The sequence below is a fragment of the Psychrobacillus sp. AK 1817 genome, assembly GCF_008807035.1.
Lineage (GTDB): Bacteria > Bacillota > Bacilli > Bacillales_A > Planococcaceae > Psychrobacillus > Psychrobacillus faecigallinarum.
In genome coordinates this window covers 3,909,724-3,936,446 of the sequence record NZ_CP031739.1, presented here as the reverse complement: position 1 = coordinate 3,936,446, position 26,723 = coordinate 3,909,724, and the positions used below count along the sequence as shown (strand labels likewise).

The following is a 26,723-nucleotide window of genomic DNA, read 5'->3' as shown; positions in this document are numbered from 1 at the left end:
TATCTAACTAAAGTAAATACGCAGAGTAGTTGATAAGCGAAATAAACAAGGGTTACCTTGAAGGCAATCATATAATGTGAAATTACCTAGGAGAATGTTTATGTTTACTGAAAAACAATTAAAATATTTAATTGCAGGTAAAGTAATAGGCAATAGCTTTCCATATAATACAAATGATCATCTTGAAATCGAAGCCCATATTCGACGACTATTTTATCAAATAAATCGTATTCCCAACTTAACTTGTGTGGCAGAGTGGGATCATTTTGGTAGCGGATTTGCCTCATTTGTGGAATTATTTTGTTTTCGAAAGGAAGATATTATAGTTATAAAAGAAAATAAAGAGCATAAAACAGAAAGGATAGAAGGAGTTGTTATCAATATATGTCGCTTAGCCCCTGTGGCAATATTAGGAGAAGATGAAAGAGATAAGACAATCCATATCATAACAAACGAAGTCGTTGGGGGCAGTTATAGCATGTTAGAGCATCCTAATCAATTAAAAACTAGTGAAAAATTTAGTCCAATGGTAAGGAAATTGAAAGCCGTATTAAGTAAGTACGATTATACACTTTTGGAAGCAGAACATATAAATAAACCTTTGCCTTTTCAGGCCAAAATTCCAACGATTTATCGTAAACCTAGTGACTATTTGATAATGGATGCAATTTTTTATTGGGAGGATTAACATGTGATTAGTTATGTGGAGTTATTTAGCCTTTAGCTGATAGCAATTATATAGACCTATATAGCCTTGATCCATACTAGGGGAACTGTAAACAAGCATAGAATATCCATGCTGTTTACAGTCCTAGCAGTAACTAAGTTTATAATTTTTACTTAGTCTTTAATAATTCCTTTTGTCTAAGCTCGATTCTTCTGATCTTCCCTGAAGTCGTCTTAGGTAATTCAGATATAAATTCTATTTCTCTAGGATACTTGTATGGTGCAGTAAGAGATTTTACGTGGTCTTGAAGCTCCTTCACTAGCTCCTCAGTTGGCACCACGGAAGAATCTCTTAACACGACATATGCCTTAACAATCGTACCGCGTACTTCATCTGGGCTTCCAACAACTGCGCATTCTTGTACTAATGTGTGTTTAGTTAATGCATCCTCTACTTCAAAAGGTCCGATAGTATACCCAGAGCTAATGATGATGTCATCTCCTCTTCCCTCAAACCAGAAATAGCCGTCTTCATCCTTTCTAGCTCTGTCTCCTGTTATATAGTATTCTCCTCTAAATTGCATTGAGGTTCTTTCTGGATCCTTTAAATATTCCTTAAAAAGAGCTGGAGTTTCTATATGAACAGCAATGTCGCCTACTTCTTCTGCAGCACAAGGTTCACCCTGGTCGTTTATAACCTCTACAGTATTCCCTGGAGTAGGTTTGCCCATAGAACCAGGCTTAGCATCCATCCCCTTCATAGTACCAACTAGCAAAGTATTTTCAGTTTGCCCATATCCGTCTCTTACTTCGAGGTTAAATAATTTCCCAAAGGTTTCAATAACCTCTCTATTCAATGGCTCTCCTGCAGATACTGCACTGTGAAGGCTAGAAAGATTATAATCTGCAAGCCCTTCTACCTTTGCCATAATTCTATATTCTGTAGGTGTACAGCAAAGAACGTTGACTTTATGTTGCTGAATGTTCTTCAAATATACTTTCGGTTCGAATTTACCGTTATATACATATCCTGTTGCACCACTACCAAGAGTAGCTAAGAAAGGACTCCAAATCCATTTTTGCCATCCTGGACTAGCAGTTGCCCATACAATGTCCCCATCCTCAATACCTAGCCAATTAGGAGCTGAAGTACGCAAATGTGCAAAAGCCCAGCCATGTGTATGAACAACACCTTTAGGATTACCTGTAGTTCCACTCGTATAAGATAAGAAAGCTATATCTTCTTTTAATGTATCTATTGTAGGAAAACTATCTTCTTCCTTCTCCATCTCATCTGTTAAAGAAATCCATTGCTCTTGACCTTGGCCTATAACAAATAATAGCCTACTCTCTAAATCCCTTACCTCTTCATATTGAGACAGGAAGGGTTCGTAAGATATAATCGCTTTTGCTTCACTATGTGATAAACGATATTCAATATCTTTTGCTCTTAACATTTCGGAGCTTGGTATTACGACTAAACCTGCTTTTAAAGCGGCAATATAAACTTCATATGCTTCAATTAGTCGAGGTACCATAATAAGCACTACATCGCCTTTTTTAAGGCCCTTGTTAGTAAATACATTTGCAATTTTGTTTGCTCGAAGGATTAAATTTTTATAGGTGATTTGTTTCTTTTCACCTTTATCTGATTCCCAAATAAGAGCTAACCTATTTTCATCTGAACCATACTTCTCAAACTCGCTGACTAAATTATAGTGTGATGGTGCGATTAAATCTTCTTTGTTCATGAATCATTTCCCCCTTCTTGTTCTACTATAAAGTATAGGGGATTCTTCTCAATTTTCAAATAATAATTTTATTTTTCAAAAAATATAATGGCATGAGTTTATTCGTTGAGGGGGCTTTATCTTGGCTTACTTAAAATATAAAAAGGAAGCCAACAGTTTTCACTGCCGACTTCCTTTTTATATTATTAGCTGTTAAAACCGTTCATTTGTTGTTGAGCTTTTTGCACTAAACGCTTAGTAATTTCTCCGCCTACGGATCCGTTGGCACGCGCAGTTGCATCTGCTCCAAGATTCACACCAAATTCTTGAGCGATTTCATATTTCATTTGATCAAGAGCTTGTTTTACACCAGGAACTAAAAGTTGGTTGCTGTTGTTTGAAGACATTGTAATCACCTCCTTGTGAAATTAGAATGGTCGATTTCATTCTTTTTATGTACACAAGAAATGAGGTATATTTTGTTATTTTTACAAGAGTTCTTCAAAAACATTTTCTTTTTTCTTTGGAAACGAAATAACTTCTCTATTTTCAACCGCTTCTTTTATTAGTTCATCAAAATCCTTAAAGCTTTCGTAGAATTCCACTTTTTCTAGCTTCGGCTTTGTTTTAGGGCATGATGGAGTAAAAATAGTACAACAGTCCTCGTACGGAAGAATAGATGTGTCATAAGTCCCTATTTCCCGGGCAATATCAATAATGTCTAATTTGTCCATTGATATTAAAGGTCTAAAAATAGGTGTAGAAGTTACTGCATTGATTGCAGTTAGACTTTCAAGCGTTTGACTAGCCACTTGTCCTAAGCTTTCTCCAGTTACAATACCCAATGCACCAATTTCAAGACGAACTTGATCTGCAATTTTCATCATAATTCTGCGCGTCGTTGTCATTGAAACATTATCAGGAATTTGAGCTTGAATACTTTGCTGTATTTCTGTAAAAGGTATGACATGAAGGCGTACAGTTGCCCCGAAATGACTCAACTGATTGGCAAGATCCATAACCTTTTCTTTTGAGCGCTCACTTGTAAAAGGGGGACTATGAAAATGGATAGCGTCTAATCTTACCCCACGCTTCATTAGCATGTATCCTGCTACAGGGCTGTCAATTCCACCTGAAAGCATCAATAATGAACGACCATTAGATCCTAATGGCATTCCTCCTGCTCCTGGAATTACTTGTGCCATCATATAAACAGCATCTGCTAGAACTTCAATTCGCAAATCAATTTCTGGCTTTTTCATTTGAACTTTTAGAGAAGGATAATTTCTTAGTACATTACTTGCAACAGTTGTTTGCAATTCATACGTATCCATAGAGAATCGTTTATCGGTCCGCTTGACCGTAACTCTGAAGGTTTTATCCTCTGTATCTAAACTTTCCATAATCTCTAATGCAGTTTTTTGAATATCTTCTATGTCTTGTGTACAAGAAGCAACCGGACTAAAGGATTGAATACCAAAAATTTTAGGCAGACGTTTAATAAGCTCTTGAATTTCCTCATCATCAGAAGAAGTTAAGAACATACGGTCTCTTTCTGCATGAACCTTTATATTAGGCAAATCCACAAATGAAAATTTTATATTATTACGTAAATGATTGATAAACTGCTTTCTATTTTTTCCTTTTGTTGATAACTCTCCGTACCTAACTAATATTTTTTCCCACTTCATAACATTTAATCTCCTTTAATAACATTTATCACTTCGGTGAATATTTTTTTAAACGCATCTATTTCCTGTTCTGTTGTTAAGGTACTAATACTTAACCGAATAACTCCCTTAATATAATCATCTGAAATATGCATTGCCTGCAACACATGGCTTGTCTTCGTTTGTCTAGACGAGCAAGCACTGCTTGTCGACACAATCACATTTCTTTTTTGCAACGCATTGATTATAACCTCTCCCTTAACTTTACGCACAGAAAAAGTAACGATATGGGGAGCACGAGTATCTGGAGAAATAATCTTAATATTTTCGAAACCACGAAGAAAAGGAACAAGCTCCTCTGTTAACCTCTTCATTTCCGTTGTATTTTTTTCTAAGCTGGCACTAGCAATTCTAATTGCTTTAGCAGTGCATACTGCTAAAGGAACAGGTGTAGTGCCACTACGTATTCCAGCTTCCTGTCCGCCACCGAGGATCATTGGCTCCACTTCACGTGTTTTAGAAAGTGCAAGTAAACCTGAACCTTTTAGGCCATGAATTTTATGAGATGAAATAGTAATCGCATCTATATCATAACGCATGAAATCTATCGGTAATTTGCCAAAGCTCTGAACGGCATCGATGTGAATAACAGCCTTACTATTGCTTCTAACCATTTTACTAATAGCTTCTATTGGTTGAATAGTACCTATTTCATTATTCACATGCATGACACTAACTAGAGATGTTTCTTTCCTTAGTAGCTTTTGTAGTTCAACTAAATCAATGATTCCTGTAGAATCAACGGGAATGAATTCTACTTCAAAACCCAATGTATTTAGCTGTTTAGCTGCCTCTAAAACAGATGGATGTTCTATTTGTGAGACAAGTATATGCTTCCCTCGGAATTTGTACTTGTTAGCCAGCCCAAAAATAGCTAAATTGTTTGATTCAGTACCTCCTGATGTAAAATATATCTTCGAGCTTGACGTATGCAATATTTCTGCAACCTGCTCGCGCGCTGTTTGTAACAGCTCATTTGTGTTATGACCAAATTCATGTATGGAGGATGGATTTGCCCAATATTTTTCATTCACTGCAATAAAGGTATCCATTATTTCAGGCAGAACCTTGGTTGTTGCACTATTGTCCAAATAAATCAAAGTATTCTCTCTCCTTTTTAGGAAAAAGACCACCTTCACAAGTAGTGAGGTGGTCTACATTTCTATCTGATTTTATAAAGTAATTAATAGCTAATGCCAGATATTTGTTATGTACGCCAAGCTGCTTCTTTAATCATCATTTCGATTTTCTTTAAAGCTCCCGGTTCCACCTCTTCCACAGCAGTTGCCGCATCCTCTAACGCCTTAGCATAGCGCAACTGTCTGAATGCTTCCTCTGCTTCGAGTAAACGTGCATGGACATTTGGATGTGTCGCACGATAACGGTTACCATATTGAATAATTTTTTCGGTTAACTCTACATTCTCTAGCATTTCTTTAGCTTTTTGGTGTACTTCTTCCATGCAAGCTTCAGCCTTTTCAAGATAGCCATCTACTAACGTCATATTCAATGGAACTTCCTGTAGGCTTTGCATAGCAACATAAATATGCTCTTCTGCTTCTTCTAGACGGACGTCCATTTCTTCTGGAATTCCTGGAATATTAGCCTTTTGAATCATTCGGTCTGTATCATGTAGTAATACTTTTAAATCATCTAGCTTTTCACGAGCTTTATTTTCATCAATACGAAGATTTTTTAAGCGATTTGCAAAACGATCCTGTTCTTCATATAAACGATCGATTTCTTCAGCAATATCATTTAACTCCTCTTGAAGGCTAGAATAAGCAGATTTTTCTTCTTCAACTCTTTGAGCTAGAAGGCTAAACTTCTTATTAAGTTCCTCCAGCTCTTTTAGACAGCTTTGAGGGATTTCAGCTTCTTTTTCAGGTAAACGATAGCTTTGTTGAACGTATGTCGCTTCTTCGTTTATCGCTTTAGTAGCACTCGTTACTTCTTTTAATCGTATAGCGGTTTGATCCTTATAATTATCCACATACTTTTTAGCCAATACTTCTTTTTCCAATAAATCATAGAAAGTTTCTATTTCTTCTTTAATCTCTTCTACACGAGTCAATGGCTTACTAACCTCGAGTTCCACAATAGAGGCTTTCAATTCTTCAAGCTCCGCTTCTAATCCATCTAACTTCTTTGTCATTTCTAAATGTTGCAAGTAGTAAGAGCTTGCTTCCATTTCTTTTTGACCATTTCGTAATTCATGAATAGTAGCTGGAATCTTATGTTGAATTTCGCTCAGTAATGTTGGAATCTCATGTATTTTATGAAAGAATTTTTGTCCTTCGTCTTGAATATTAATCACTATTTCTCTAGCACTCAAATAGTTACCAGTATCAGTTAGATGATCGAATTCCTCGAAAAGTGGAAGAAAGGATTCTAACTTTGCTTCTAGAGCAGGAGCCGCTTCTCCGAAGGAATATTGATGAGCAAGTAATGTTTTTCTTGCCGCTCGGTGCTGCTCTTTCAGTTGTTCTATTTCAATTCTATTCTTTTCTTCACTACCGATCAGTTCTTCGAGTTCCTTAATGATGCCTGACATTTTTTCATCACAAGAGGATATTAAAATTTGAAGTTCTTTTTCGATTTTGGTGGCTTTCATAAATAGGAACTTATCTACATATTCTTCTGCATCAAAAAGAAGAACGTCTATCTTAGGCATATGTACATCCATAACCTCTGTCCAGGTATTGCGCCATCTTTCGAACATTTCCTCTGTCTGCCCATTCATATTCAGTTGTTTAACTTTCGTCATTTCTTCTAAAATAGGCTTGTTTTGAATTTGGTGCTTTTCATGCTCCAATCGAGCAATTTCTGTATGATGTTTTTTTCGTATGATAAATGCAATGATTGCTATTACTAAAAGTACAATGACTGCTGGGATGATATACCTCATCGTAAGCCCCCTGTTCCAAAATCAAAAAGTTCTAATCTTATCTTACTCTATATATTACCATGCTTTTTATGTTATTGTTTCATAAAAGAAGAATAAACCTAGGAAATGTTAAAAATATTTTACTTTTGTCAAAAGGAGCTAGTAATAATGATAAAAGATGGACATATACATACACCATACTGCCCACATGGATCTCTAGATAGCTTTCATCAATATATTGAGAAGGCTATACAAGCTGGAACTAGCGAAATCTCCTTTACCGAGCATGCTCCGTTGCCTTCTAATTTTAAAGACCCTACTCCAGACAAAGATAGTGGCATGGACTTAAAACTACTTGAGGCATATCTGTTTGATCTAGATCAGTTGAAAAAAGAATACAAACAAGATATTGTTATATCTACAGGTTTGGAAATTGACTATATTACAGGCTTCGAACTTGAAACTACTAGTTTTCTAAACATTTATGGCAAATATTTAGATGATTCGATTTTATCCGTACATTTCTTACTCGATCATGATGACTATGTATGTATCGATTATTCTAAAGAAGTTTTTCTAAAATTTGTTCAAAAACTAGGTAATCCTATGTCTGTCTATAAATTGTATTACAAAACGGTGATGGATTCAATAACGAGCGACTTAGGAATATTTAAGCCAAAACGAATTGGGCATATTACGCTTGCTCATAAGTTTCAGCACGCCCTTCCCAAAACGCTTGACGATCATGAGGACATTTTAGCTATACTAGTAGAAATAAAGAATAGAAATATGGAGTTAGATGTAAATAGTGCTGGCTTTGCTAAGCCCTTTTGTAAAGAGAGTTATCCGCCACTTCCATACGTGTCACTAGCAAAAAAATTAGGAATACCTTTAGTGTTCGGATCAGATGCACATCAAGCAAAAGATTTACATCAGCATTATAATCTTATAAGTAATATATTGTAGAATGGAGAATCAATATGTTTCAAACAACCAACTATTCAACTGACTTATCAGCTAATTATTCATTATTATCTAAGCAGCTAGATGCTCTATTAGAAGGCGAAAAAAATGTGATCGCTAACTTAAGTAATGCTGCAGCACTTTTAAACCAATTTTTTGACCAAATCAATTGGGTTGGATTTTATTTAGTAGAAGACGGCGGTCTTGTACTAGGACCATTCCAAGGATTACCTGCTTGTGTAAGAATACAGCTGGGTAAAGGCGTTTGTGGTACTGCGGCAGAAACACAGGAAACGATTATCGTTCCAGATGTTCACGCATTCCCTGGTCATATTGCTTGTGACGCTGCCTCTCAATCGGAGATAGTTGTACCTATAGTAAAAGATAGTAAACTAGTTGGAGTTTTAGATATTGATAGCCCTATAAAAGAACGTTTTTCTTCCGAGGATGCAGAGGGTTTAGAAAAATTTATAGAGGTGCTTATTAAGCATATATAAGATAGTACTTTGTTTTTTAATATTAGGAGAGGATGCCCCTGACTTATGTCACGGCCATCCTCTCTTTTTTATAGCTTCAAATTATCAAAGGCTTGCTTTAAATCCTCTATTATATCTTCGGAGTTTTCTAGACCGACAGACAGTCGGAGTAATCCATCAGTGATCCCCATTGCAACTCTTTCTTTTTCCGGTACAACAGAATGTGTCATTGTTGCCGGATGCTGTATTAGCGTTTCTGCATCACCAAGACTAACAGCAATCTTTATAAGGGAAAGAGCATCCATCAGCTGTTGGGCTTTTTCTTTGCCTCCTTTAACTGCAAAAGAAATAAGTCCCCCCCCACTTTTCATCTGTTTCTTTGCTACCTCATACTGAGGATTTTTCTCATCGAAAGGATAATAAATGGATTCTACTGAAGGGTGCGATGCTAAAAATGAGAACACCTCTTCTGCATTTTTTGAATGTCTATCCATTCTTACATGCAAAGTTTTTAACCCTCTAATTAATAGCCAAGCATCAAACGGAGAAATGATTCCACCAAAATCCTTTTGAACTGTTGAGCGGATTTTATCCATCTCTTCTTTATTCTTTCCAACCAGAAGTCCAGCTATTACGTCACCATGTCCATTAATGTATTTCGTTGCACTATGCAGTACAAAGTCCGCTCCTATGTCCAAAGGATTTTGTATATATGGAGAGCAGAAGGTGTTATCTACTACTACTGGAATATTATGCTTCCTAGCAATGTTCGTGATTAAAGCAATGTCTACAATTTCCATTGTTGGATTAATCGGTGTTTCGATATAAATACAACTTGTATTCGGTTTAATAGAAGCTTCAATCTCTTCTTCTGTCGTTAATTTTTCTAAACTATGTGTAATATTGTATTTTTCTTTCATAATGTTGAGTAAGCCGAATGTACAACCATAAATACCTCTAGTACATAGAATATGGTCACCTGCCTTTGTTAAATGTACTAGGATTGTGCTCACTGCGGCCATCCCCGACCCAAAGGCAAGCGCTCCCTCTCCATTTTCAATTGCAGCCATTCTTTGTTCCAGTACATTAACAGTTGGATTCCCTAAGCGAGAGTATATTCCGCCTGCTTCCTCACCTGCAAATCGTCTTGCACCCTGCTCAGCATTCTCAAATGCAAAAGTAGAAGTTTGATACAACGGAACAGCTAAACTATCGTGATGATTTTCTGTCGTATACCCTTGATGAATTAATAATGTTTCTTTTTCCATTGATGATTTTCCCAAAATAGTGCACCCCTTTTGTAAACGCTTACAACAATAGTGTACACATTTATTAAAAAAAAGAAAAGGCAGCTACTCTTAGAAGTGGTCTGCCTTATAAACACAGAGCTGGTTTTTACCATTATTTTTTGCCTCATATAACGCGGTATCAGCATGATGAAACAAATTGTGGAAGTTCATTTCGCCGTCCTCACACCATAACGAAACACCGATAGACACAGTTACACTTGGATTTGTATATATAGGAATTATTTCTAAAAGAGATTTACATATTTTTTTCCCTTCTTCAAGAGTCATTTCGGAAAAATATAGAGCAAGCTCCTCCCCACCCCAACGTGCACCAATCCCTAATTTTTCAACTTGCTTCTCAATAACGGTAGCAATTTGCCTAAGAATGCTGTCCCCTATTTGATGACCATGTGTGTCATTTATTTGTTTGAAGTTATCAATATCCATTAATACAAATGTCCCGCTTGTATCCTTCTCCATAGATTCCTCTACATACCTATCTAAATAGCTTCTAGCGTAGAGATTCGTCAAATGATCTCGATCAACCATTTCTTGAAGCTTATGACGAAGCGCTGAGTTACTAAGTGCTAAAGAGGAATGCTGTATTAATGATTGCATTAATTTGAAACTATCAAAGGAAAAATAGTAAGGCTCACTATGCAATACAATGCTAAATCCAGTAATAGTATCTTGTTCTCTCAAAGGAATTGCCACTAGAGATCGATATGCAACATTTGCATTGCTAATCCGATTGAAGTCAGCTATAAACAGAGAATCCTTCATTTTTTTAAATTGGTTGCCCACGTGCTGGATATACATTTGACCTTCTATTGTATAAAAATAATCCGAACTTGCTGCATTTATAGAATATTCTTCATCCTCTATAAATACAAAGCACACATGCTCTGGTTGAAAGGATTTCATCAGTTGATTTCTTAAAAAAATAACCATTTCACCCTGCGATAAATTCATATTTAACTTATGCGTAGTTTCATTTATTAATTGTAAGTCACCTACTAGACGGTGAGATTGGATAAATAACTTCGCATTTTCCAATGCATTTCCCGCCGTGGCAGCAAGCATCGTGATAAACTCCTTCTGTCTATAAGAAAACAAATAATCTAGAGGGGTGGAAACTTGTAAAATCCCATAGTTCCCCTGCTTTCCTTTAATCGGTACGTTTAGCTGTCTCATTTCTAGGTCTTCTACTAAATCGGAAGTTATCTCCCCTGACACATATGCTTCTACTGTAGCAGGTCTTTCCGCTGTATAATCAAACAACTTATAAGGAACAGAAGTTTTACGATCTTGATCATTCGATAGTATTAGAGTCGTGCCAAAGTCAGGAAACGCATCATGAATGGCAAATAATGTCCCTTGTAAAATTTGGTCAATTTCTAGAGTCGAGTGGAACATCTTTGTAACATTAAATAGATTTCGATATTGGTGCTCTTGTTGAGTGAGATAAACTGACTTTCGAATAACCTTGATTAGTTTACTTACAATGGCAATAAATTCATTTACATCTGGTGTTTGAGAAAATCTCTCCCATTTTTCAGTTAGGTCCATCATAAGCATTCCGAGTATAACGTTTTCTTCATCTCTTAAGAGAATAGAAACCTCTCTGTTCAGTTTTTCCTCTTTTCTTATAAAAGGAATTTCTGCAAAATCTTTTTCGTAGAAAAAACCCTCTATCTCATGCCATCTAATGGCTTCTCTTTTCTTGGAGAGTGAATGATTCCATTTCAATTGAATAAATGTATGTGCATCTTGTATATAATAGCCGGCATACTTCACATCAAAAAATTCGGCTAATAAAATTTTAAAATCCTCGAACCATTTAGCACTAGACTCATGGCTAAACGCAAATTCTGTCCATATGTCAAACACTTTACCTTTAAACTTCGTTAAGTCTATTTGATTGTCCATTTATACACCTCTCAGCTTTCTAAGAGAAAACATGATACTTTTAGCCCAAAACACTTATAATTCAATTTGACTATAAAACTACCTGATTGTCAATATATTCTATCTCCAAAAACAATTTAAATATGATGAGTTCAAACGAATATGATTGACTTTCTGTTTCCTGCAAGATACAATAATCTTTGTGTAAAATAAATGCAGCAGTTGTATGGATTAGATTGTTCATTTTGTTCCTCTATGTATATAGATGGTGTATCCCGTAACCCTCGGCTGCTAGGGCGATGATACATGAAAACGAAATGGCTGCTTTTCTGAATGCATCTGGTTCTTATTTTACAACAAAATAAAACCAATACAAAGGAGGAGTCTTTCATGGCTCGCTATACAGGTCCAGCATGGAAATTATCACGTCGTCTTGGTATCTCACTAAGTGGCACTGGTAAAGAATTAGAAAAACGCCCATACGCACCAGGACAACACGGTCCTAACCAACGTAAAAAATTAACTGAGTACGGTCTTCAATTACAAGAAAAACAAAAACTTCGTCACACTTACGGTGTAAACGAACGTCAATTCCGTACTTTGTTTGATAAAGCTGGTAAAATGCAAGGTAAACATGGTGAAAACTTCATGATTCTTCTTGAAACTCGCCTTGATAACATTGTATACCGTTTAGGTCTTGCTCGCACTCGTCGTGGAGCTCGTCAATTAGTTAACCACGGTCATGTTATGGTTGATGGTAAACGTGTTGATATTCCTTCTTACCGCTTAAAACCAGGTCAAGAAATTTCACTTCGTGAAAAATCTCAAAACTTGGACGTTGTAAACGAATCAATCGAAGTAAACAACTTCGTACCAGAATACCTTACATTTGACGCAGACAACAAAGTTGGTACTTTCGTTCGCCTTCCAGAACGCAGCGAATTATCAGCTGAAATCAACGAAGCTCTTATCGTTGAGTTCTACTCTCGTTAATCTTATTGCTCTGCAAAGAGTAATGATAAAAGCCTTCATAACCTTGTTAATACAGGGTTTGGAGGCTTTTTTATTTTGTCTATAATGAAAGATAAAACAAGTAATAGAAAGTAATCCTCCCTTTTACCCTACTTCCTAAACTAGGCCTCCGTGAAACCAATTGAAACATTAATAATCTTCTTTAGGCGCCTCTATAAATTACTTTTTCCTTTTTCTTCTCATTAATTGCTTCTTCGTTTATTAAGCCTTATAGTCTAATTATTGTTATTTTACAATGCATTGGAAGGAGGATTTAAGTGATTCGCATACTTGCAGTAGATGACGATATACATATGCTGAATTTTGTTTCAGCCGAACTTCGACAAAATGGCTATGAAGTAATTGAAGCGACTTCAGGCGAACAAGCTTTAATGTGCTTAAATTCTAAGGCAATGGATTTAGCAGTAGTTGATGTAATGATGCCAGGTATGGATGGGTTTGAACTTACAAAAATATTGCGTAAAGATTATGATCTTCCAGTCATCCTGCTTACTGCTCGACATCATATTGAAGACAAAGAGCGTGGATTCTTAGCCGGCTCTGACGATTATCTAGTTAAACCTTTCGAGTCTAAGGAGTTGTTATACCGGGTTAAGGCTATTTTGCGAAGATATAATTATCCCGAGAATGACACGTTGACTATCGGTTCCTTGACCATTGATTTCAAAAGCTACGAAGTAAGCTCGCAACAAGGAATATTGCTCATTCCCCTTAAAGAATTTGAATTGCTGACACTTCTTGCCTCGAGACCTAGACAAGTGCTGAGTCGAGATTTAATAATAGAACTAATATGGGGAATTGACTTTCAAGGCAATGAACAGACGGTGAATGTTCATATTAAACGTCTACGCCAACGTTTAGAGCGTTTCGCTCCAGATGTTCGGATCATAACTGTAAGAGGAGTAGGCTATAAACTTGAGGTGAACACATGAGCCTTTATGTCAAATTTATTTGGTTCACCTTTGCAACAATGCTCTTCAGCAGCGTTGTCTCCTTTTTCGCGATGAACACCTATTATCATCAATATTTAAAAGAAGAAAATAACGACAAAAATCTGGACGTTGCCACATCTATTATCGAATTCATGGATAACCTCCCCTCAGATCAAATTGAAAATGCTTTTAGTTTGCTAGGAGATGCCGGTTATCAGCTGTATGTCACAGATGGAAAGACTGTAAATCGCTTTGGCGGAAAGTTCCGGGACGAATCTATTGATGATGAGAACGTTCAACAAGTTCTGGACGGGGAAGTTTTTAATGGTATACGAGATTTTCCGCGAGAAACCTTCGTTACCGGTTTTTTTGCCAACGAGCTAGAAAATACAGTGGGTGTTCCTCTGGAACTTAATGGTGAAAACCACGCACTCTTCCTACGGCCGAATATTAAGCTTCTTTTCCAAGAACTTCACTTATTATTTGGTGGAATGGCAGCAGGTATCATTTTATTGAGTTTTATCGGAATGCTACTGGTCGCACGCTTATTGATTCAACCGATTACGAAATTAACGGAAGCGACAGAAAAAATGGGTACGGAAACCTTTGACGTACCTCTTTCCATTGATCGAAAAGATGAGATTGGCCGTTTGGCCGATCAATTTATCAAGATGCGTAATAGTATTGAACAATCCACCTTAAAACGTAAAGAATTCGTTCACAATGTGTCCCATGATATACAATCACCGCTTCATACAATACAAAGTTATTTGTCTCTTCTTCAAAAGAAAGAAAGCAGCGAGGAGGAAAAAAAACAATACGCTGCCATTATCCAAGAAGAAACGACTCGCCTATCTCTTTTAACTAAACAATTACTCACTTTAGCGTCATTTGATGTAGAAGCGACAGATTTAGTAGAGGAGATTTTCATTGACCAACAGATACGCGACATACTGTCTCATTTGCGGTACGCATTTGATGAAAAAGAGATTGGAATTTCAGCTAAATTGGTAGCTGTTAAAGTGAAAGGAAACGCAGTACTCCTTCGAACTGTTTGGGAGAATCTGTTGACCAATGCAATTAAATATAGTGAGCCTGGAGATTCCATTGAAGTCCAACTAAGCGTTACTTCTACTAATATGGTGTTAGAAGTTTTGGATGAAGGGATCGGTATGACAGCTGAAGAAGCCAGTCGTGCATTTGATCGCTTTTATCGGGCGGATCATGCACGAATACGTTCATTGAAAGGATCTGGTTTAGGATTGGCTATTGTAAAAGAGATTGTCGAATTGCATAAAGGGACTGTTGAAATAAAAAGTACTCCTAATATAGGCACGACAGTACAAATAAAACTGCCTCTTTTATAAATGAATGTTGAAATAACAAATGTAATGGAGTTTTTTGCTTTGCAGTGTTCCGTTTAATCTGTGCTTTTGATGTTGCTGACAACGTTCTGGATATGCTAAAAAGATGAGAAATAAGTAGAAGCCATTCACCGCGGAACAGGGTGATTGGCTTCTACTTATTTCTTTGGGTTCAAAATGTGAAACGTTATTTTGGGACTTCCATCTCGAACTGTAATCTCTTGTTCATCTTCCATTCATCTAACGGATATAAACTGAGACTATAAACAAAATCGGAGGCATTCAAATGAACATTGCATGGAAAGAAATTAAAAAAAATAAAATAAGATTTATGATTTTGGGTTCGATTGTGTTTCTGGTCAGTTTGTTGACCTTCATTATTTCTGGTCTCGCTAATGGTTTGTCCCAAGACAACGCAGCTCTGATTAAAGAGTTGCCGGATGGACAATTTTATATGAATACAGACGCGGAAGAAACCTATAATCTTTCGCTGATAGATACCAGTGTCCAAGATACTGTTTTAAGTGAAAAAGAAGAGGCTGCTGCATTATCCATTCAAATGGGGTTTTTGAATGATGAAAAAGACAAGCAACGCAGTGTAGCATTTGTCACATCAACTGAATCGAAGTTGTTTGAAAACGTCAAAGAAGGCGAAATTGTCCTGGATCGCTCTCTGGAGGAAGAGGGATTAAAAGTCGGTGATACACTGACCAACAACCAATTCAGTGGCGAATTCATTGTTAAAGGATTTGTAGATCAACAAAAGTACAGTCACGCTCCTGTCGCATTTATCAATATGGAAAACTACAAAGAGATGTATCGGGTAAATGAAATGCAATTGATTTTTATACCTGGTGAAGAGAGTTTACTAGCAATCGAAGGGCTACAATCTTTTTCAAACACCGAATTCCTCAATACTATTCCCAGTTACAGTGCGGAACAATTGTCACTTAACATGATTGTCTGGTTTTTAGTCGTCATCAGCGGGCTGTTGTTCGCCATCTTCTTCTATATGATGAATGTACAAAAAATCGGATTGTATGGGATCTTAAAAGCAATCGGTGTAAAGACGAGTACACTGTTTAAAATGATGTGGGCTCAGATGCTCTTCATCACAGTCATTGCCCTCGGACTGTCAATTGCACTTAGCCAGAGTTTTAACTACATCGCACCTGAAGGAATGCCTTTTAGTTTAACTGCTGCCACTACGGTCCAATTGTCTATCGTTTTCCTCATTATTGGATTTGTTGGTGCAACACTTTCAGGTATCCAAATAAAAAAAGTCGAACCGCTGCAAGCGATTCAACAAGGAGAGGTTTAATATGGCAATTTTCACAATAAATGATGTGAGAAAAAAATTTACAAATGGCGAAGTAGTAGAAGAAATATTAAAGGGAATCGACCTTTCTCTTCAACAAGGCGAGATTACTGCGCTAGTAGGGGCCTCAGGTTCTGGTAAAAGTACTCTACTGACAATTGCAGCAGGGCTCCAACCGGCATCGGACGGCCAAATTATGTTCAATGGAAACAACATGACAGACATGGACCAAGAACAAATACGAAAAGTCCGGGCTAGTGAGTTTGGCTTTGTCTTTCAGTCTGCGCATCTTGTACCTTTCCTTACAGTAGAAGAACAGTTGATTCTAATGCTCGAGGTGTCGGAATCAAAATTAAAAAAAGAACAACAAAAAAAAGAAATTGCCCATATTTTAAAACTGATTGATATGGAACACCGAAAAAATGCCTACCCAGCATCTTTGTCTGGTGGGGAGAGACAAAGGGTAGCGATTGCCCGTGCCATCATTCATAAACCCAAAATACTTTTTGCAGACGAACCAACTGCCAGCTTGGATTCAAAACGCTCAAAAGATGTTATGGAGCTAATTCGCAATTTAACTAAAACACTTAATATTACAACCTTGATGGTGACTCATGACGAGGAAATGCTTGCATATGCTGATCATATCATTACGATGAAAGATGGCTTAATCAAATAATGAGAATAACATTAGTACAAACTCGTTCCTATTTAGGGGCGAGTTTTTTATGCAAAAAAATAGATGAGAAAGGAATAACTACTTTGACTTGGTTAATTACGCACTTTAATCTTGATTTTATGAATCTTTTGCTACTATTAAATCATTGAATAAAAAAGGGTTAACAAGCATAAAAAAAGCATATCTAAGAAAAATCTTGGATATGCTTTGTTGTTAGGAAGTCAATAGTATAGTTAAGTACGACTATCAGTTTATTTATTACCTACATTTTATATTGCTACTTGTTAGCTATAAAAATTTGACTCTTTGCTAAACTCCTTAAGTAAAACTCCTTCATTATAATCTAACCATTTTTTCATTTCTCGCTCTACCGCTTTGTTTTGCCATTCAAACCAAAAATTTATACACTCGCTGCAATGGCTATCTACACCTTTATTATTATTCAGATCCCTACAAGTAAATAAGGTTTTTCTACGGCAACTGTAGCAGTAGATTTCTTTTTCATCTAAAAGCATTTATAGTTCCCCTCCAGTTTAGATAAATTATTGTCCAATAAATGGATTTTTATACCTAAAATGAGGTCATTACTAGTTCCAAGCTTTGATAGTATCTATGTTATCTTGGCATGCTTTTGTTCTGCTACAACTAACACATCGAAATGCCACTCTGAAGGAACCTTTCTACAGGGCCCTCTACTAGTTCCTCCACTGCTCTATTGTTTCTTTACGCCAATGGGTTTCAAGTAAGCCAATTAAAATTTCGCTTCCTAAAGGTTGCCTCCTTCATCTTAGAAAAGAAGTCATAATTCTATCCTTATGCTTACAATTGATCTAGTGCAATATTCAATTTCAAGACATTTATTCTCTGCTCACCAATAAAATTAAATTGACGACTTTCTGTATTATCTTCTATTAAATTCATTAGTTTAGCTTCACTTAATCCACGCTCTTGTGCAATTCTAGGTACTTGAATTTGTGCAGCAAGCTTGGTTATATGTTGGTCAAGTCCCGAGCCAGAGTTAGTTAATAGATCATTGGGAATATCTTCTTGTCTTACTTCGGGATTGTTCTTTAAAAACAGTTTTAAATCGGTTTTCGTTCGTTCAACCATATCTTTATTTGTTGGTGCATAATTCATAGAGCCCGATCCGGAAGCATTATATTCTATAGATGATACTCGCCCATTAAAATAATGTGGTTCAGTAAATTTTTGGCCTATCAGTTCAGATCCAATAATATTACCCTCTGCATTAGTAATGATACTTCCTGCAGCCTTCTCGGGCATTAATAATTGTGAAATTCCAGTCATTACTAAAGGATATGCCAATCCACATATTAAGAGTAGCATAATACTAATACGTAAATTTTTTAACATTTATATCACCTTTCTTTTATATTACTTAAACAAGATTAATAGAAACTAACAATATATCGATTAGCTTAACTCCAATAAATGGAGTAATGACTCCTCCCATTCCATATATCAATAAGTTACGACTTAAGAGTTTTGTAGATTTCATCGGCAAATATTTTACACCTCTCATTGCTAGTGGTATGAGTAGCGGAATGATTACTGCATTAAAAATTAATGCTGACAGAATGGCACTTTGTGGTGTAGCTAAATTCATAATGTTAAGAGTACTCATTTGAGGGATAGTTAACATAAACATAGCAGGGATAATTGCGAAGTATTTCGCGATATCATTAGCTATACTGAATGTCGTCAGTGCCCCCCTAGTCATTAATAATTGCTTACCAATACCTACAATTTCAATTATTTTGGTAGGATCTGAATCTAAGTCCACCATATTAGCAGCATCTTTAGCAGCTATAGTACCGCTATTCATAGCCATTCCTACATCCGCTTGTGCTAGTGCCGGCGCGTCATTTGTTCCGTCTCCAGTCATTGCTACAAGCTTCCCTTCTGCTTGTTCCCGTTTTATAACAGCAATTTTATCTTCAGGCTTTGCCTCTGCGATAAATTCATCAACTCCAGCCTCTTTAGCTATGGTTGCAGCAGTCAATGGGTTATCTCCTGTACACATAATTGTTTTAATCCCCATTTTTCGTAGTTGATCAAAGCGCTCCTTCAATCCAACCTTAACAGTATCCTTTAGGTATATTAAACCCATTATTTTATTGTCTACTACTACAGCAAGTGGTGTTCCACCTTTGGATGCTATCAATTTTGTTTTATCATCTAAATCAGATGGAATAACGCCACCTTGCATGATTACATATTCTTTTACTGCATCTACAGCACCTTTACGTACTTTAAGTCCATTTTGAAAGTCTGTTCCGCTCATTCGAGCTTGTGCATTAAATTCAACCCCGAAAGATTCTTTCATATTTTGCTCTATCTCGATAAGACCCAATTCTTTAGTTAGTTCAACAATCGAACGTCCTTCAGGTGTCTCATCATATAAAGAGCTAAGCAATGCCGCTTTTGTTAGTTCAACTGATCTAACATCTTCAACGGTTATAAATTCGGAAGCCATTCTATTCCCATAAGTAATTGTTCCGGTTTTATCCAAAATAATTGTATTAATGTCCCCAGCAGCTTCCACCGCTTTTCCTGATTTAGCTATCACATTGAATTTAGTTACCCGATCCATTCCTGCAATCCCTATTGCAGACAAGAGTCCACCTATCGTGGTAGGAATTAAACAAACAAGCAACGCTACCAAAGTAGCGATTGGAATAGTAACCCCTACATAGCCTGAGATAGGCACTAAGGTAACACAAACGATTAAAAATATTAATGTTAAGCTCACCAAAATTATATTAAGAGCAATTTCATTAGGAGTTTTTTGTCGCTTAGCACCTTCTACTAAACTAATCATTCGGTCTAGAAATGATTCACCTGGATTAGAGGTTATGCGTATTGTAAGTTGATCACTAATAACCTTAGTTCCTCCAGTAACAGAACTAAAATCTCCTCCAGACTCTTTAATAATGGTAGCTGATTCACCTGTAATAGCTGACTCATCGACAGATGCTAAACCCTTTATAACTTCCCCATCACTTGGAATCAACTCACCAGCTTCTACAAAAATTATGTCTCCTTTTTTTAAATCCTTAGAGCAGACATAACTATAGCTTCCGTCTTCTAACAAAACTCTTGCTTGTAAATCTTTTTGGGTTTTCTTTAGACTTTCGGCTTGTGCCTTACCTCTCCCCTCCGCTATACTTTCCGCAAAGTTTGCAAATAAAATTGTAATAAGCAATATAATACTTACAAATCCGTTATAATAAAAATCTGATTCTGCTCCAAAGAAAGATGGAAAGAACGTCATTATTATTGTCACTAAAAATCCTATCTCTACAACAAACATGACAGGGTTTTTCCTCATTGTTTTTGGATTCAACTTTCTAAGTGATTCGACAAAAGCCAGTTTAATCATCTCGTTTGTGAGCGCCGTGTTCCGTTCTGAATTCATAATGATACTCCTTTAATCTCTTTTTTCATTTCAATTTCACATGGTTAGAGCTTCGGCAATTGGTCCTAATGCTAGTACTGGGAAGAATGTTAATGCTCCAACAACCAATACAGTAGCTATTAGGAAAACTAAAAACGTGCTATTGTCAGTCCTAATAGTTCCTATTGTTTCAGGCACAGGCTTTTTAACCATTAGAGACGCAGCAACAGCAAGCATAGCAATCATAGAAAAGTAGCGACCGAATAACATTACCAAACCTGTTGAGATATTCCAAAAATCTGTGTTATCTCCTAAACCTTCAAAACCCGATCCGTTGTTTGCTGCAGATGATGTAAATTCATATATCACTTGAGATATTCCATGAAAACTAGCATTCGAGATCGCTGAATTGCCCATTTCAGTTGTTAGCGCAATCGCAGATGGGACTAGAATGATTAAAGGATGAATAAGAATGGTAATTGCAATTAGTTTCATTTCTTTTGCATCAATCTTTCTTCCCAAAAATTCTGGAGTCCTGCCTACCATTAAACCAGCAATAAAGACAGCTAAAATTGCATACATAATAATGTTTACAAAGCCCACTCCATCTCCCCCGAAGATATTGTTTAACATCATTAACACTAGTGGCACAAAGCCACCGAGAGGCGTTAATGTATCATGCATATTATTTACAGACCCTGTAGTGGCAGCTGTTGTTACAGTTGTAAATAAAACACTTTGGGCAATTCCAAATCTGACTTCTTTACCTTCCATACTTCCTGCATCTTGCGACAGACCTATATTAGCTAAATCTTGGTTTCCATTAGACTCTTGAACATAAATTGTTACTAGCATTGCTAAGAAAATAATACTCATAGCACCAGTAAGCATCCAGCTTAGCTTCCGTTTTTTTGTCATATATCCAAAGGTAAAAGGAATCGCCATAGGTATTAATAACATCGAAAGCATGTGTATTACATTTGAAAATGGTGTCGGATTTTCAAATGGGTGAGCAGCGTTAACACCAAAGAATCCGCCACCATTAGTTCCCAAATGTTTAATAGATTCTAAGGATGCAACTGGTCCTCGAGATATTTGCTGTTGTCCCCCTTCAAGAGTTGTTGCAATTGCAGTTGGATCCAAGGTTTGTGGAACTCCTTGGCCTACCAATAAGAGACCTACTACTATTGCACTTGGTATGAAAATACGGGTAAGCGAACGAACTAAATCCACGTAAAAGTTTCCTAAGCTCTTATGACCTGAAATTCCTCTGATGAACGCGATACATAGGGCAAGACCTGTTGCCGGTGTCGTCATCATTAAGAAAGTAATCACTGTCATTTGAGAAAAGTATGATAGCCCACTTTCACCACTATAGTGCTGCAGATTAGTATTTGTTAGAAAACTAGAAATCGTATTGAATGATAATAATGCTTCCATCCCCTCTATTTCACTTGGGTTAAAGGGCAGAATCCCCTGTAGCCTCACAATCAAGTAACAGAGACCAAACATTACAAAGTTACTAATAAGTAAAGCTGTTGCGTATTGCTTCCAATTCATATGTGATTGACTAATACCAGATAATTTATATATAAAGTTTTCTATAGGATTGAACACTCGATCCAGTCTTGTTCTTTCAAGTGAAAAGCTTAAAGCAATATATTTACCCATCGGTATTGCGATTAATAACGCAATAGCCAAGACTAATGCGATTTGAAATAAATCCATTTCATTACCTCCATATACTTGAAAATTTAATATCTCTCAGGACGAATCAATGCATCCAGCAAATAAATTGAAGTTGCAATAGAAAAAACAAGTAAAATAATCATCGCTTTTCCCTTCCTTTCTCTTCAATTACTTTGTTGCAAAATGCTGTAAATCCAAAAAAAAGAGAAAATGAGAATATTATTAGCAAAATAGATACGACATCCATATAATTCTTCCTTTCTATAATTGCTTGTAGCCCATCCTTTAACTAACCTTCTTAAAAATCACATCTTTAAATTTCCCCCTTAACGGAATCAAGAAATTTCCTTTAGATATAATGCCATTGTCGAAAAATAAAGACAAAAAAAAACCAATGACTACTTTTTCCCCGACATGCTACTGTGCAAATATTCTTCAGACAAAATAGTGAAGTACAATCACATATTCTGACTTAGAAAAGTTTGCAGCAGTATACATTTTTAATGGAGAAAAAGTATCACTGGTCTACTTAGCGCCTAGCAAGCAAAAAGCCCTCTCTGCGTTCTGTCTTCCATGAAACCTTTTCAGTTATTATAGGCATTATAAAAAGACCTACTATTTATCAAGCTGCTTTTCTGCTTTAAAATCCTACAAAAAAGCCCCGTGAATTAATAAGGTGGTCTCATTGACCTCCTTCGCTTTAGCCGACGAAGTTAGCTGACGGGTAGGATGGCGAAAGAGTATCTCATCCTTTCTACAACTTGTAGAATTAACCCCAAAAAATTGGTTCCTCCGTTCCTGATTGCTCAGGATTAGACCGATATTCAAATTGGTTATGTTTGGATTTTACGACGTTATTTTTCCGAAGTAAATAATCCTTAAGTACTATTTATATTATTCTTTTCAAAAATAAAAAAGTTTAATCTAGTTTAACAACTCATATCATTGCTATCTCAACAGTAAATTGGTTTAGTGTATGGCTTTAGGAAAATATCAGTTCGATAAAGAGGATTAAAAAATTTTCTTAACTTATTTATCCTCTTTACAGAAATTTTTCCAAGTAGTATGATAGGTTCAATTTCAACCTAAATCGCTGAATTCATTATTGAATCGGGGGAACCACCTGCTATTATCTAAAACTGGGGTGAATCCTTTCAATGGGTAGGGTGACTCTGACCATCCGAATCCGACAGCTAACCCCGTAAGCGTTGTTGGAGAGAGAAGGTGAATAGAAAGTTCTTAGAAGACCTGAAAGAAACACTTACTTCCAACTATGAAAAGGCTAAACTGTTAATATTTTCACTTTTTACTATTTTAAATAGCCCGACAAAAAAACTGAAGCTATCTCTTAAGCTATATTAAAATTAATAAATTTTGTGGAATTAGCAGAGATTTTTTCAAGTTTAATAACTGAGATACTTATTCTCTTTTAGTTAGATATTAAATCTTACAATTCCATTTGGAGGCATTATGTCAAAAAAGAAACTAGAGGCTGATATCAGTTCAGCATTCATTAAGCTACAGCTTGATTTGATTGGAAAGGGACCTCAAGAGGCTAAAACATATATTATTAATGATATGTTAATCACCCGTTTTAAAGGAGTTCTAACAGTAGAGGAAAAACACCTCGTCAATCATACTACTGGAAGACGTCTTGTCAAACAAATGCGTACATTACTTCGCGAACAGTATAGTAAGGAATATGAAAAAATTGTAGAAGAGTATACTGGCTGCAAGGTTCTTTCCTCTCATTCGGATATAAGCACTAAGACTGGTGAAAGAATCGAGGTATTTATCCTTGAAAAAGATTTAGAGCAATTCCTCTTGGTAAATGCATGAGAACAACCTATCCAAGTGAATAAGCAACATTGCGTATAGGTACTAATTCTCTACTTTTATGATACGATTTGGAACAGTTCATTACCTGAAAACTTTAGAGAGATGGTCGTTATTCACGTTGCGACCATTCTCCTTTTTATATTATCTTATGACTTTTACTTGGACGTCACCTTCCTCCAACTGCAATAAAGTTTAATGACGGAGATTAATGGGACGATTGTATTTCAAAAAAAGCCTCGAAACCAGTGGTTCCGAGACGTTCATCTTTATATTCGTGCATTTATAAACTGTATGCTTCTATCTGCTATCAGCTCTTTATCAGTATCAAGCGTAGCAACATGATAGCTATTTTCTAATTCCACTATTTCTTTTCCAACAGAGGATATTGCCTCGAATATTTGATGCGAGTTTTCAGGTGGCACGACATGATCTACTGTAGACTTAAATATCAAAGCTGGTGCTGTAATTTTAGAAAGATTATCTCTTACTAATCTAGACAGCAAAATGATATCAGACATTGACTTCACTGGTGTCTTCGAATACGCTAGTTCTTGTATTCCCTCTTGCTTAATATCCGACCCAATTCCATCAACAAACCTAGTTTCCTCTTTTGAAAGGACTTCATAATTTTCTATCATTTCCGGCATATAGATTGCAGCATTAACAGGCATAATCCCTTTGATTTCCTTGTGATTTTCTGCCAGGTATAATGTAAGAGTACCACCCATAGATAATCCACAAACAAAGATATCAGTACAAGTTTCTTTCAGCTTGTTCAATCCTCTTTCCACATCTTTTATCCAATCCTCATAGCTTGCTTGTTCCATATCCTCAGGAGCCGTACCATGGCCAGTGAGCCTTGGTCCAACAACAGTAAAGCCAGCTTCCGCAAACCTTTCTCCTAAAAAACGCATACTTTGAGTTGTACCTGTAAAGCCATGAATAACTAAAACTCCAACGTGATTTCCCTCGAAGTAAAATTCCTCTGCATCCTTCAACACTTCATAATTCACTTTCCCATCCCCTTTTAAATTATCATATTTACAAAACTATGTTTTATGCCATTATTCCTCTACCACATTTGTATATACTATAAACTATAAAAAGAAAGGGGTCTTTCATTCAAGCCACCCGTTTTCATTTGCTTTGTTAACAGCCTGCTGCCTGCTTTCCACCTGTAGCTTTTGGATAGAGGAGGACAAATAATTACGGACGGTGCCCTTTGTTAAAAATAATCTCCTCGTGATTTCTGATGTAGTTAGACCTTCTCTTACAAGGCGTAATACGTCTCTTTCTCGATCATTAAGCGGATTCTCTACTTTCATGAAAAGTGTAGCAGCTAAGTCTCTGCTCACAACTTTCTCACCAGCTGCCACCTTCCGGATTGAATCTATTAAATAATCGATTGGCTCATCCTTCAATAGATATCCTGTAACATCACTATCAATAGCTTTTTGCAAATATCCAACTCGTGAAAAAGTTGTCACAATCATTACTTTGCTCGGAATTTGTTCCTCTTTAATTTTTCGCGCAAGCTCCAGACCTGTCATATGTGGCATTTCAATATCCAAAATACATACATCAGGTATTTTCTCCACGATCAATTCCCAGGCTTTCTGACCATCTTGAGCTTCTCCAACGACCTCTATATCAGTTTCAAATGCTATTAATGAAGAAAAGGCTCCTAGGAGCATTTTTTGATCCTCTGCAATTACCACTCTTATCACTATGTATCCCCCTTACAAATGAATAGGTAATGTGATCGTTACCAAAGTGCCTCCCGAGGGAGCACCATCTATAAACACGTCCCCCTGTAAAGAATTCATACGTTCCTTCATCGATACTAGACCATTGCCAAATTTCTTCATCTCTATTCCTATTCCATCGTCCTTTATGTGTACGCAGAATAACCTATCATTTATGCTTGTATGTATCTCACAACGTTTCGCTTGACTATGTCTAAGAATATTAGTTGTCGCTTCTCTTAAACAAAGAGATATCATAGTTTCTTCTACACTCGATAACAACTGCTGGAAATTATTATTATAGTGAACGATAATACCAGCGGATTTTAGCAATTCCTGTGTATGTTCTAGCTCACTTTCTAGAGATACAAATTTCATATCCGTCACTAATTCTCTCACTTGCTTCATAGCAGTCCTTGTTGTTGCTAAGATGTCGTTTAGCTCTCCCTTTACCTTGGTTTGTTCCGGCTCTACTAATTTCGAAGCAAGCTCAGTCTTCAGCTTGATCATCGTCAAAGTATGGCCGATTGTATCATGAAGATCTCTTGCAATTCGTTGCCTTTCTTCTTGTTGAACGAGTTGTTTATTTACTTCATTTAATTTTGTTTGTAGATTCGTTGTTTTTAAAAGAAAATATCGAAGTATTGGCAAGGCAAGCTGAATAATCATGAATGCCACTAATACAGCGAAATCTATACCACTGAGCTGCTCCTTCCAGAGAATAAGAAGAAACAGGGAGGCAACTCCTACTATTCCAAGCCCTATGTGAAGTTTAGACTTAGCTCTCCCTAACAAATCTGCAAACAAAAAACCAAAAGTAATAATTACTGAGCCTTCGTAAAGGCTTAATATTATAAGGAGGAAGTAACCTGCTAGCACAGCACATAGAAGGCGCCAATCCTTATTCCACAATGCAATATAATAGGAACAAATAATCGATAGGAGAAGGATTAGCTTCACCCCGTTATGCAAGTATGAATCAGATAGCATTACTACGGTAAAAAGAAAAACTATTGAGGCCACATCTATGATCAAGTATTTGGCAGCTTGATCCTTTG

General features: G+C 36.5%; 25 protein-coding genes and 2 riboswitches. Of the genes, 9 read left to right on the top strand and 16 right to left on the bottom strand.

Going from position 1 to position 26,723, the window contains the following annotated elements; translation table 11 throughout:
* The first annotated feature begins 100 nt into the window (after positions 1 to 100).
* A complete protein-coding gene (locus D0S48_RS19705; protein ID WP_151113543.1) occupies positions 101 to 688 on the top strand; it encodes a hypothetical protein in 588 nt (195 codons plus the stop codon).
* A gap of 148 nt (positions 689 to 836) precedes the next feature.
* Here D0S48_RS19705 and mbcS read toward each other — a convergent pair whose 3' ends face one another.
* The 5 genes from mbcS to ezrA all read right to left on the bottom strand — a co-directional run bounded on the left by mbcS (position 837) and on the right by ezrA (position 7,034).
* A complete protein-coding gene (mbcS, locus tag D0S48_RS19700; RefSeq protein WP_151113541.1) occupies positions 837 to 2,417 on the bottom strand; it encodes an acyl-CoA synthetase MbcS in 1,581 nt (526 codons plus the stop codon).
* Between the two features lie 185 nt (positions 2,418 to 2,602).
* Complete coding sequence (locus D0S48_RS19695; protein ID WP_144535358.1) at positions 2,603 to 2,803, bottom strand: alpha/beta-type small acid-soluble spore protein; 201 nt, start codon at positions 2,801 to 2,803, stop codon at positions 2,603 to 2,605.
* Between the two features lie 81 nt (positions 2,804 to 2,884).
* Positions 2,885 to 4,087, bottom strand: a complete 1,203-nt coding sequence (thiI, locus tag D0S48_RS19690) for a tRNA uracil 4-sulfurtransferase ThiI (RefSeq protein ID WP_151113539.1) — start codon at positions 4,085 to 4,087, stop codon at positions 2,885 to 2,887.
* Between the two features lie 5 nt (positions 4,088 to 4,092).
* A complete protein-coding gene (locus tag D0S48_RS19685; protein ID WP_151113537.1) occupies positions 4,093 to 5,226 on the bottom strand; it encodes a cysteine desulfurase family protein in 1,134 nt (377 codons plus the stop codon).
* 107 nt (positions 5,227 to 5,333) lie between these two features.
* On the bottom strand, positions 5,334 to 7,034 hold the full coding sequence (gene ezrA, locus D0S48_RS19680) for a septation ring formation regulator EzrA (RefSeq protein ID WP_151113535.1): 1,701 nt from the start codon (positions 7,032 to 7,034) through the stop codon (positions 5,334 to 5,336).
* A gap of 147 nt (positions 7,035 to 7,181) precedes the next feature.
* On the opposite strand from ezrA, the gene hisJ reads away from it, so the two are divergent.
* Both hisJ and D0S48_RS19670 read left to right on the top strand, forming a co-directional pair.
* Positions 7,182 to 7,979: a histidinol-phosphatase HisJ gene (gene hisJ / locus D0S48_RS19675; RefSeq protein ID WP_151113533.1), complete on the top strand. Its 798-nt coding sequence runs from the start codon at positions 7,182 to 7,184 to the stop codon at positions 7,977 to 7,979.
* Positions 7,980 to 7,993: 14 nt separating this feature from the next.
* On the top strand, positions 7,994 to 8,473 hold the full coding sequence (locus tag D0S48_RS19670) for a GAF domain-containing protein (protein WP_144535348.1): 480 nt from the start codon (positions 7,994 to 7,996) through the stop codon (positions 8,471 to 8,473).
* A gap of 68 nt (positions 8,474 to 8,541) precedes the next feature.
* Here the strand turns inward: D0S48_RS19670 and megL are convergent, their stop codons facing one another.
* The 3 genes from megL to D0S48_RS20780 form a co-directional block, all read right to left on the bottom strand.
* The gene (gene megL, locus D0S48_RS19665) at positions 8,542 to 9,735 is read right to left on the bottom strand and encodes a methionine gamma-lyase (RefSeq protein ID WP_370455707.1); all 1,194 of its coding nucleotides are present in this window, start codon (positions 9,733 to 9,735) and stop codon (positions 8,542 to 8,544) included.
* Between the two features lie 75 nt (positions 9,736 to 9,810).
* Positions 9,811 to 11,670, bottom strand: coding sequence for a sensor domain-containing diguanylate cyclase (locus D0S48_RS19660; RefSeq protein WP_151113531.1), 1,860 nt, complete (start codon positions 11,668 to 11,670; stop codon positions 9,811 to 9,813).
* 70 nt (positions 11,671 to 11,740) lie between these two features.
* Positions 11,741 to 11,893 carry a hypothetical protein gene (locus D0S48_RS20780; protein WP_154310360.1) on the bottom strand — a complete coding sequence of 51 codons (153 nt, stop codon included), beginning with the start codon at positions 11,891 to 11,893 and terminating at the stop codon, positions 11,741 to 11,743.
* A 146-nt stretch (positions 11,894 to 12,039) separates the two neighbouring features.
* Here D0S48_RS20780 and rpsD point away from each other — a divergent pair, with 146 nt between their 5' ends.
* The 5 genes from rpsD to D0S48_RS19635 all read left to right on the top strand — a co-directional run bounded on the left by rpsD (position 12,040) and on the right by D0S48_RS19635 (position 16,974).
* A complete protein-coding gene (rpsD, locus tag D0S48_RS19655; RefSeq protein ID WP_144535344.1) occupies positions 12,040 to 12,642 on the top strand; it encodes a 30S ribosomal protein S4 in 603 nt (200 codons plus the stop codon).
* 296 nt (positions 12,643 to 12,938) lie between these two features.
* Complete coding sequence (locus D0S48_RS19650) at positions 12,939 to 13,613, top strand: response regulator transcription factor (RefSeq protein ID WP_151113530.1); 675 nt, start codon at positions 12,939 to 12,941, stop codon at positions 13,611 to 13,613.
* Positions 13,610 to 14,980, top strand: a complete 1,371-nt coding sequence (locus D0S48_RS19645) for a sensor histidine kinase (protein ID WP_151113528.1) — start codon at positions 13,610 to 13,612, stop codon at positions 14,978 to 14,980. The genes D0S48_RS19650 and D0S48_RS19645 overlap by 4 nt, the downstream gene beginning before the upstream one ends.
* Positions 14,981 to 15,263: 283 nt before the next feature.
* Positions 15,264 to 16,298, top strand: coding sequence for an ABC transporter permease (locus D0S48_RS19640; RefSeq protein WP_151113526.1), 1,035 nt, complete (start codon positions 15,264 to 15,266; stop codon positions 16,296 to 16,298).
* A 1-nt stretch (position 16,299) separates the two neighbouring features.
* Positions 16,300 to 16,974 (top strand): ABC transporter ATP-binding protein, encoded by a 675-nt coding sequence (locus tag D0S48_RS19635; protein WP_151113524.1) that lies wholly within the window; start codon positions 16,300 to 16,302, stop codon positions 16,972 to 16,974.
* Between the two features lie 284 nt (positions 16,975 to 17,258).
* Here D0S48_RS19635 and D0S48_RS19630 read toward each other — a convergent pair whose 3' ends face one another.
* The 5 genes from D0S48_RS19630 to D0S48_RS21370 all read right to left on the bottom strand — a co-directional run bounded on the left by D0S48_RS19630 (position 17,259) and on the right by D0S48_RS21370 (position 22,224).
* On the bottom strand, positions 17,259 to 17,489 hold the full coding sequence (locus D0S48_RS19630; RefSeq protein WP_144535334.1) for a hypothetical protein: 231 nt from the start codon (positions 17,487 to 17,489) through the stop codon (positions 17,259 to 17,261).
* A 304-nt stretch (positions 17,490 to 17,793) separates the two neighbouring features.
* A complete protein-coding gene (kdpC, locus tag D0S48_RS19625) occupies positions 17,794 to 18,348 on the bottom strand; it encodes a potassium-transporting ATPase subunit KdpC (RefSeq protein WP_151113522.1) in 555 nt (184 codons plus the stop codon).
* 25 nt (positions 18,349 to 18,373) lie between these two features.
* Positions 18,374 to 20,413 (bottom strand): potassium-transporting ATPase subunit KdpB, encoded by a 2,040-nt coding sequence (gene kdpB / locus D0S48_RS19620; protein WP_151113520.1) that lies wholly within the window; start codon positions 20,411 to 20,413, stop codon positions 18,374 to 18,376.
* Positions 20,414 to 20,449: 36 nt separating this feature from the next.
* Entirely contained in the window at positions 20,450 to 22,120 is a 1,671-nt protein-coding gene (kdpA, locus tag D0S48_RS19615; RefSeq protein ID WP_151113518.1) for a potassium-transporting ATPase subunit KdpA, read from the bottom strand.
* Between the two features lie 26 nt (positions 22,121 to 22,146).
* Complete coding sequence (locus D0S48_RS21370) at positions 22,147 to 22,224, bottom strand: potassium-transporting ATPase subunit F (protein WP_144537104.1); 78 nt, start codon at positions 22,222 to 22,224, stop codon at positions 22,147 to 22,149.
* Between the two features lie 544 nt (positions 22,225 to 22,768).
* Positions 22,769 to 22,910: riboswitch (cyclic di-AMP (ydaO/yuaA leader) on the bottom strand.
* Between the two features lie 252 nt (positions 22,911 to 23,162).
* Positions 23,163 to 23,304: riboswitch (cyclic di-AMP (ydaO/yuaA leader) on the top strand.
* A gap of 247 nt (positions 23,305 to 23,551) precedes the next feature.
* Between D0S48_RS21370 and D0S48_RS19605 the strand changes: the two genes are divergently transcribed.
* Positions 23,552 to 23,920 carry a Na-translocating system protein MpsC family protein gene (locus D0S48_RS19605; RefSeq protein WP_151113516.1) on the top strand — a complete coding sequence of 123 codons (369 nt, stop codon included), beginning with the start codon at positions 23,552 to 23,554 and terminating at the stop codon, positions 23,918 to 23,920.
* A gap of 266 nt (positions 23,921 to 24,186) precedes the next feature.
* Here the strand turns inward: D0S48_RS19605 and D0S48_RS19600 are convergent, their stop codons facing one another.
* The 3 genes from D0S48_RS19600 to D0S48_RS19590 all read right to left on the bottom strand — a co-directional run bounded on the left by D0S48_RS19600 (position 24,187) and on the right by D0S48_RS19590 (position 26,700).
* Complete coding sequence (locus tag D0S48_RS19600; protein WP_151113514.1) at positions 24,187 to 24,933, bottom strand: alpha/beta hydrolase; 747 nt, start codon at positions 24,931 to 24,933, stop codon at positions 24,187 to 24,189.
* A gap of 105 nt (positions 24,934 to 25,038) precedes the next feature.
* Positions 25,039 to 25,647, bottom strand: a complete 609-nt coding sequence (locus D0S48_RS19595) for a response regulator transcription factor (protein ID WP_151113512.1) — start codon at positions 25,645 to 25,647, stop codon at positions 25,039 to 25,041.
* A 12-nt stretch (positions 25,648 to 25,659) separates the two neighbouring features.
* Positions 25,660 to 26,700 carry a sensor histidine kinase gene (locus tag D0S48_RS19590; RefSeq protein WP_225321654.1) on the bottom strand — a complete coding sequence of 347 codons (1,041 nt, stop codon included), beginning with the start codon at positions 26,698 to 26,700 and terminating at the stop codon, positions 25,660 to 25,662.
* Positions 26,701 to 26,723: the final 23 nt, after the last annotated feature.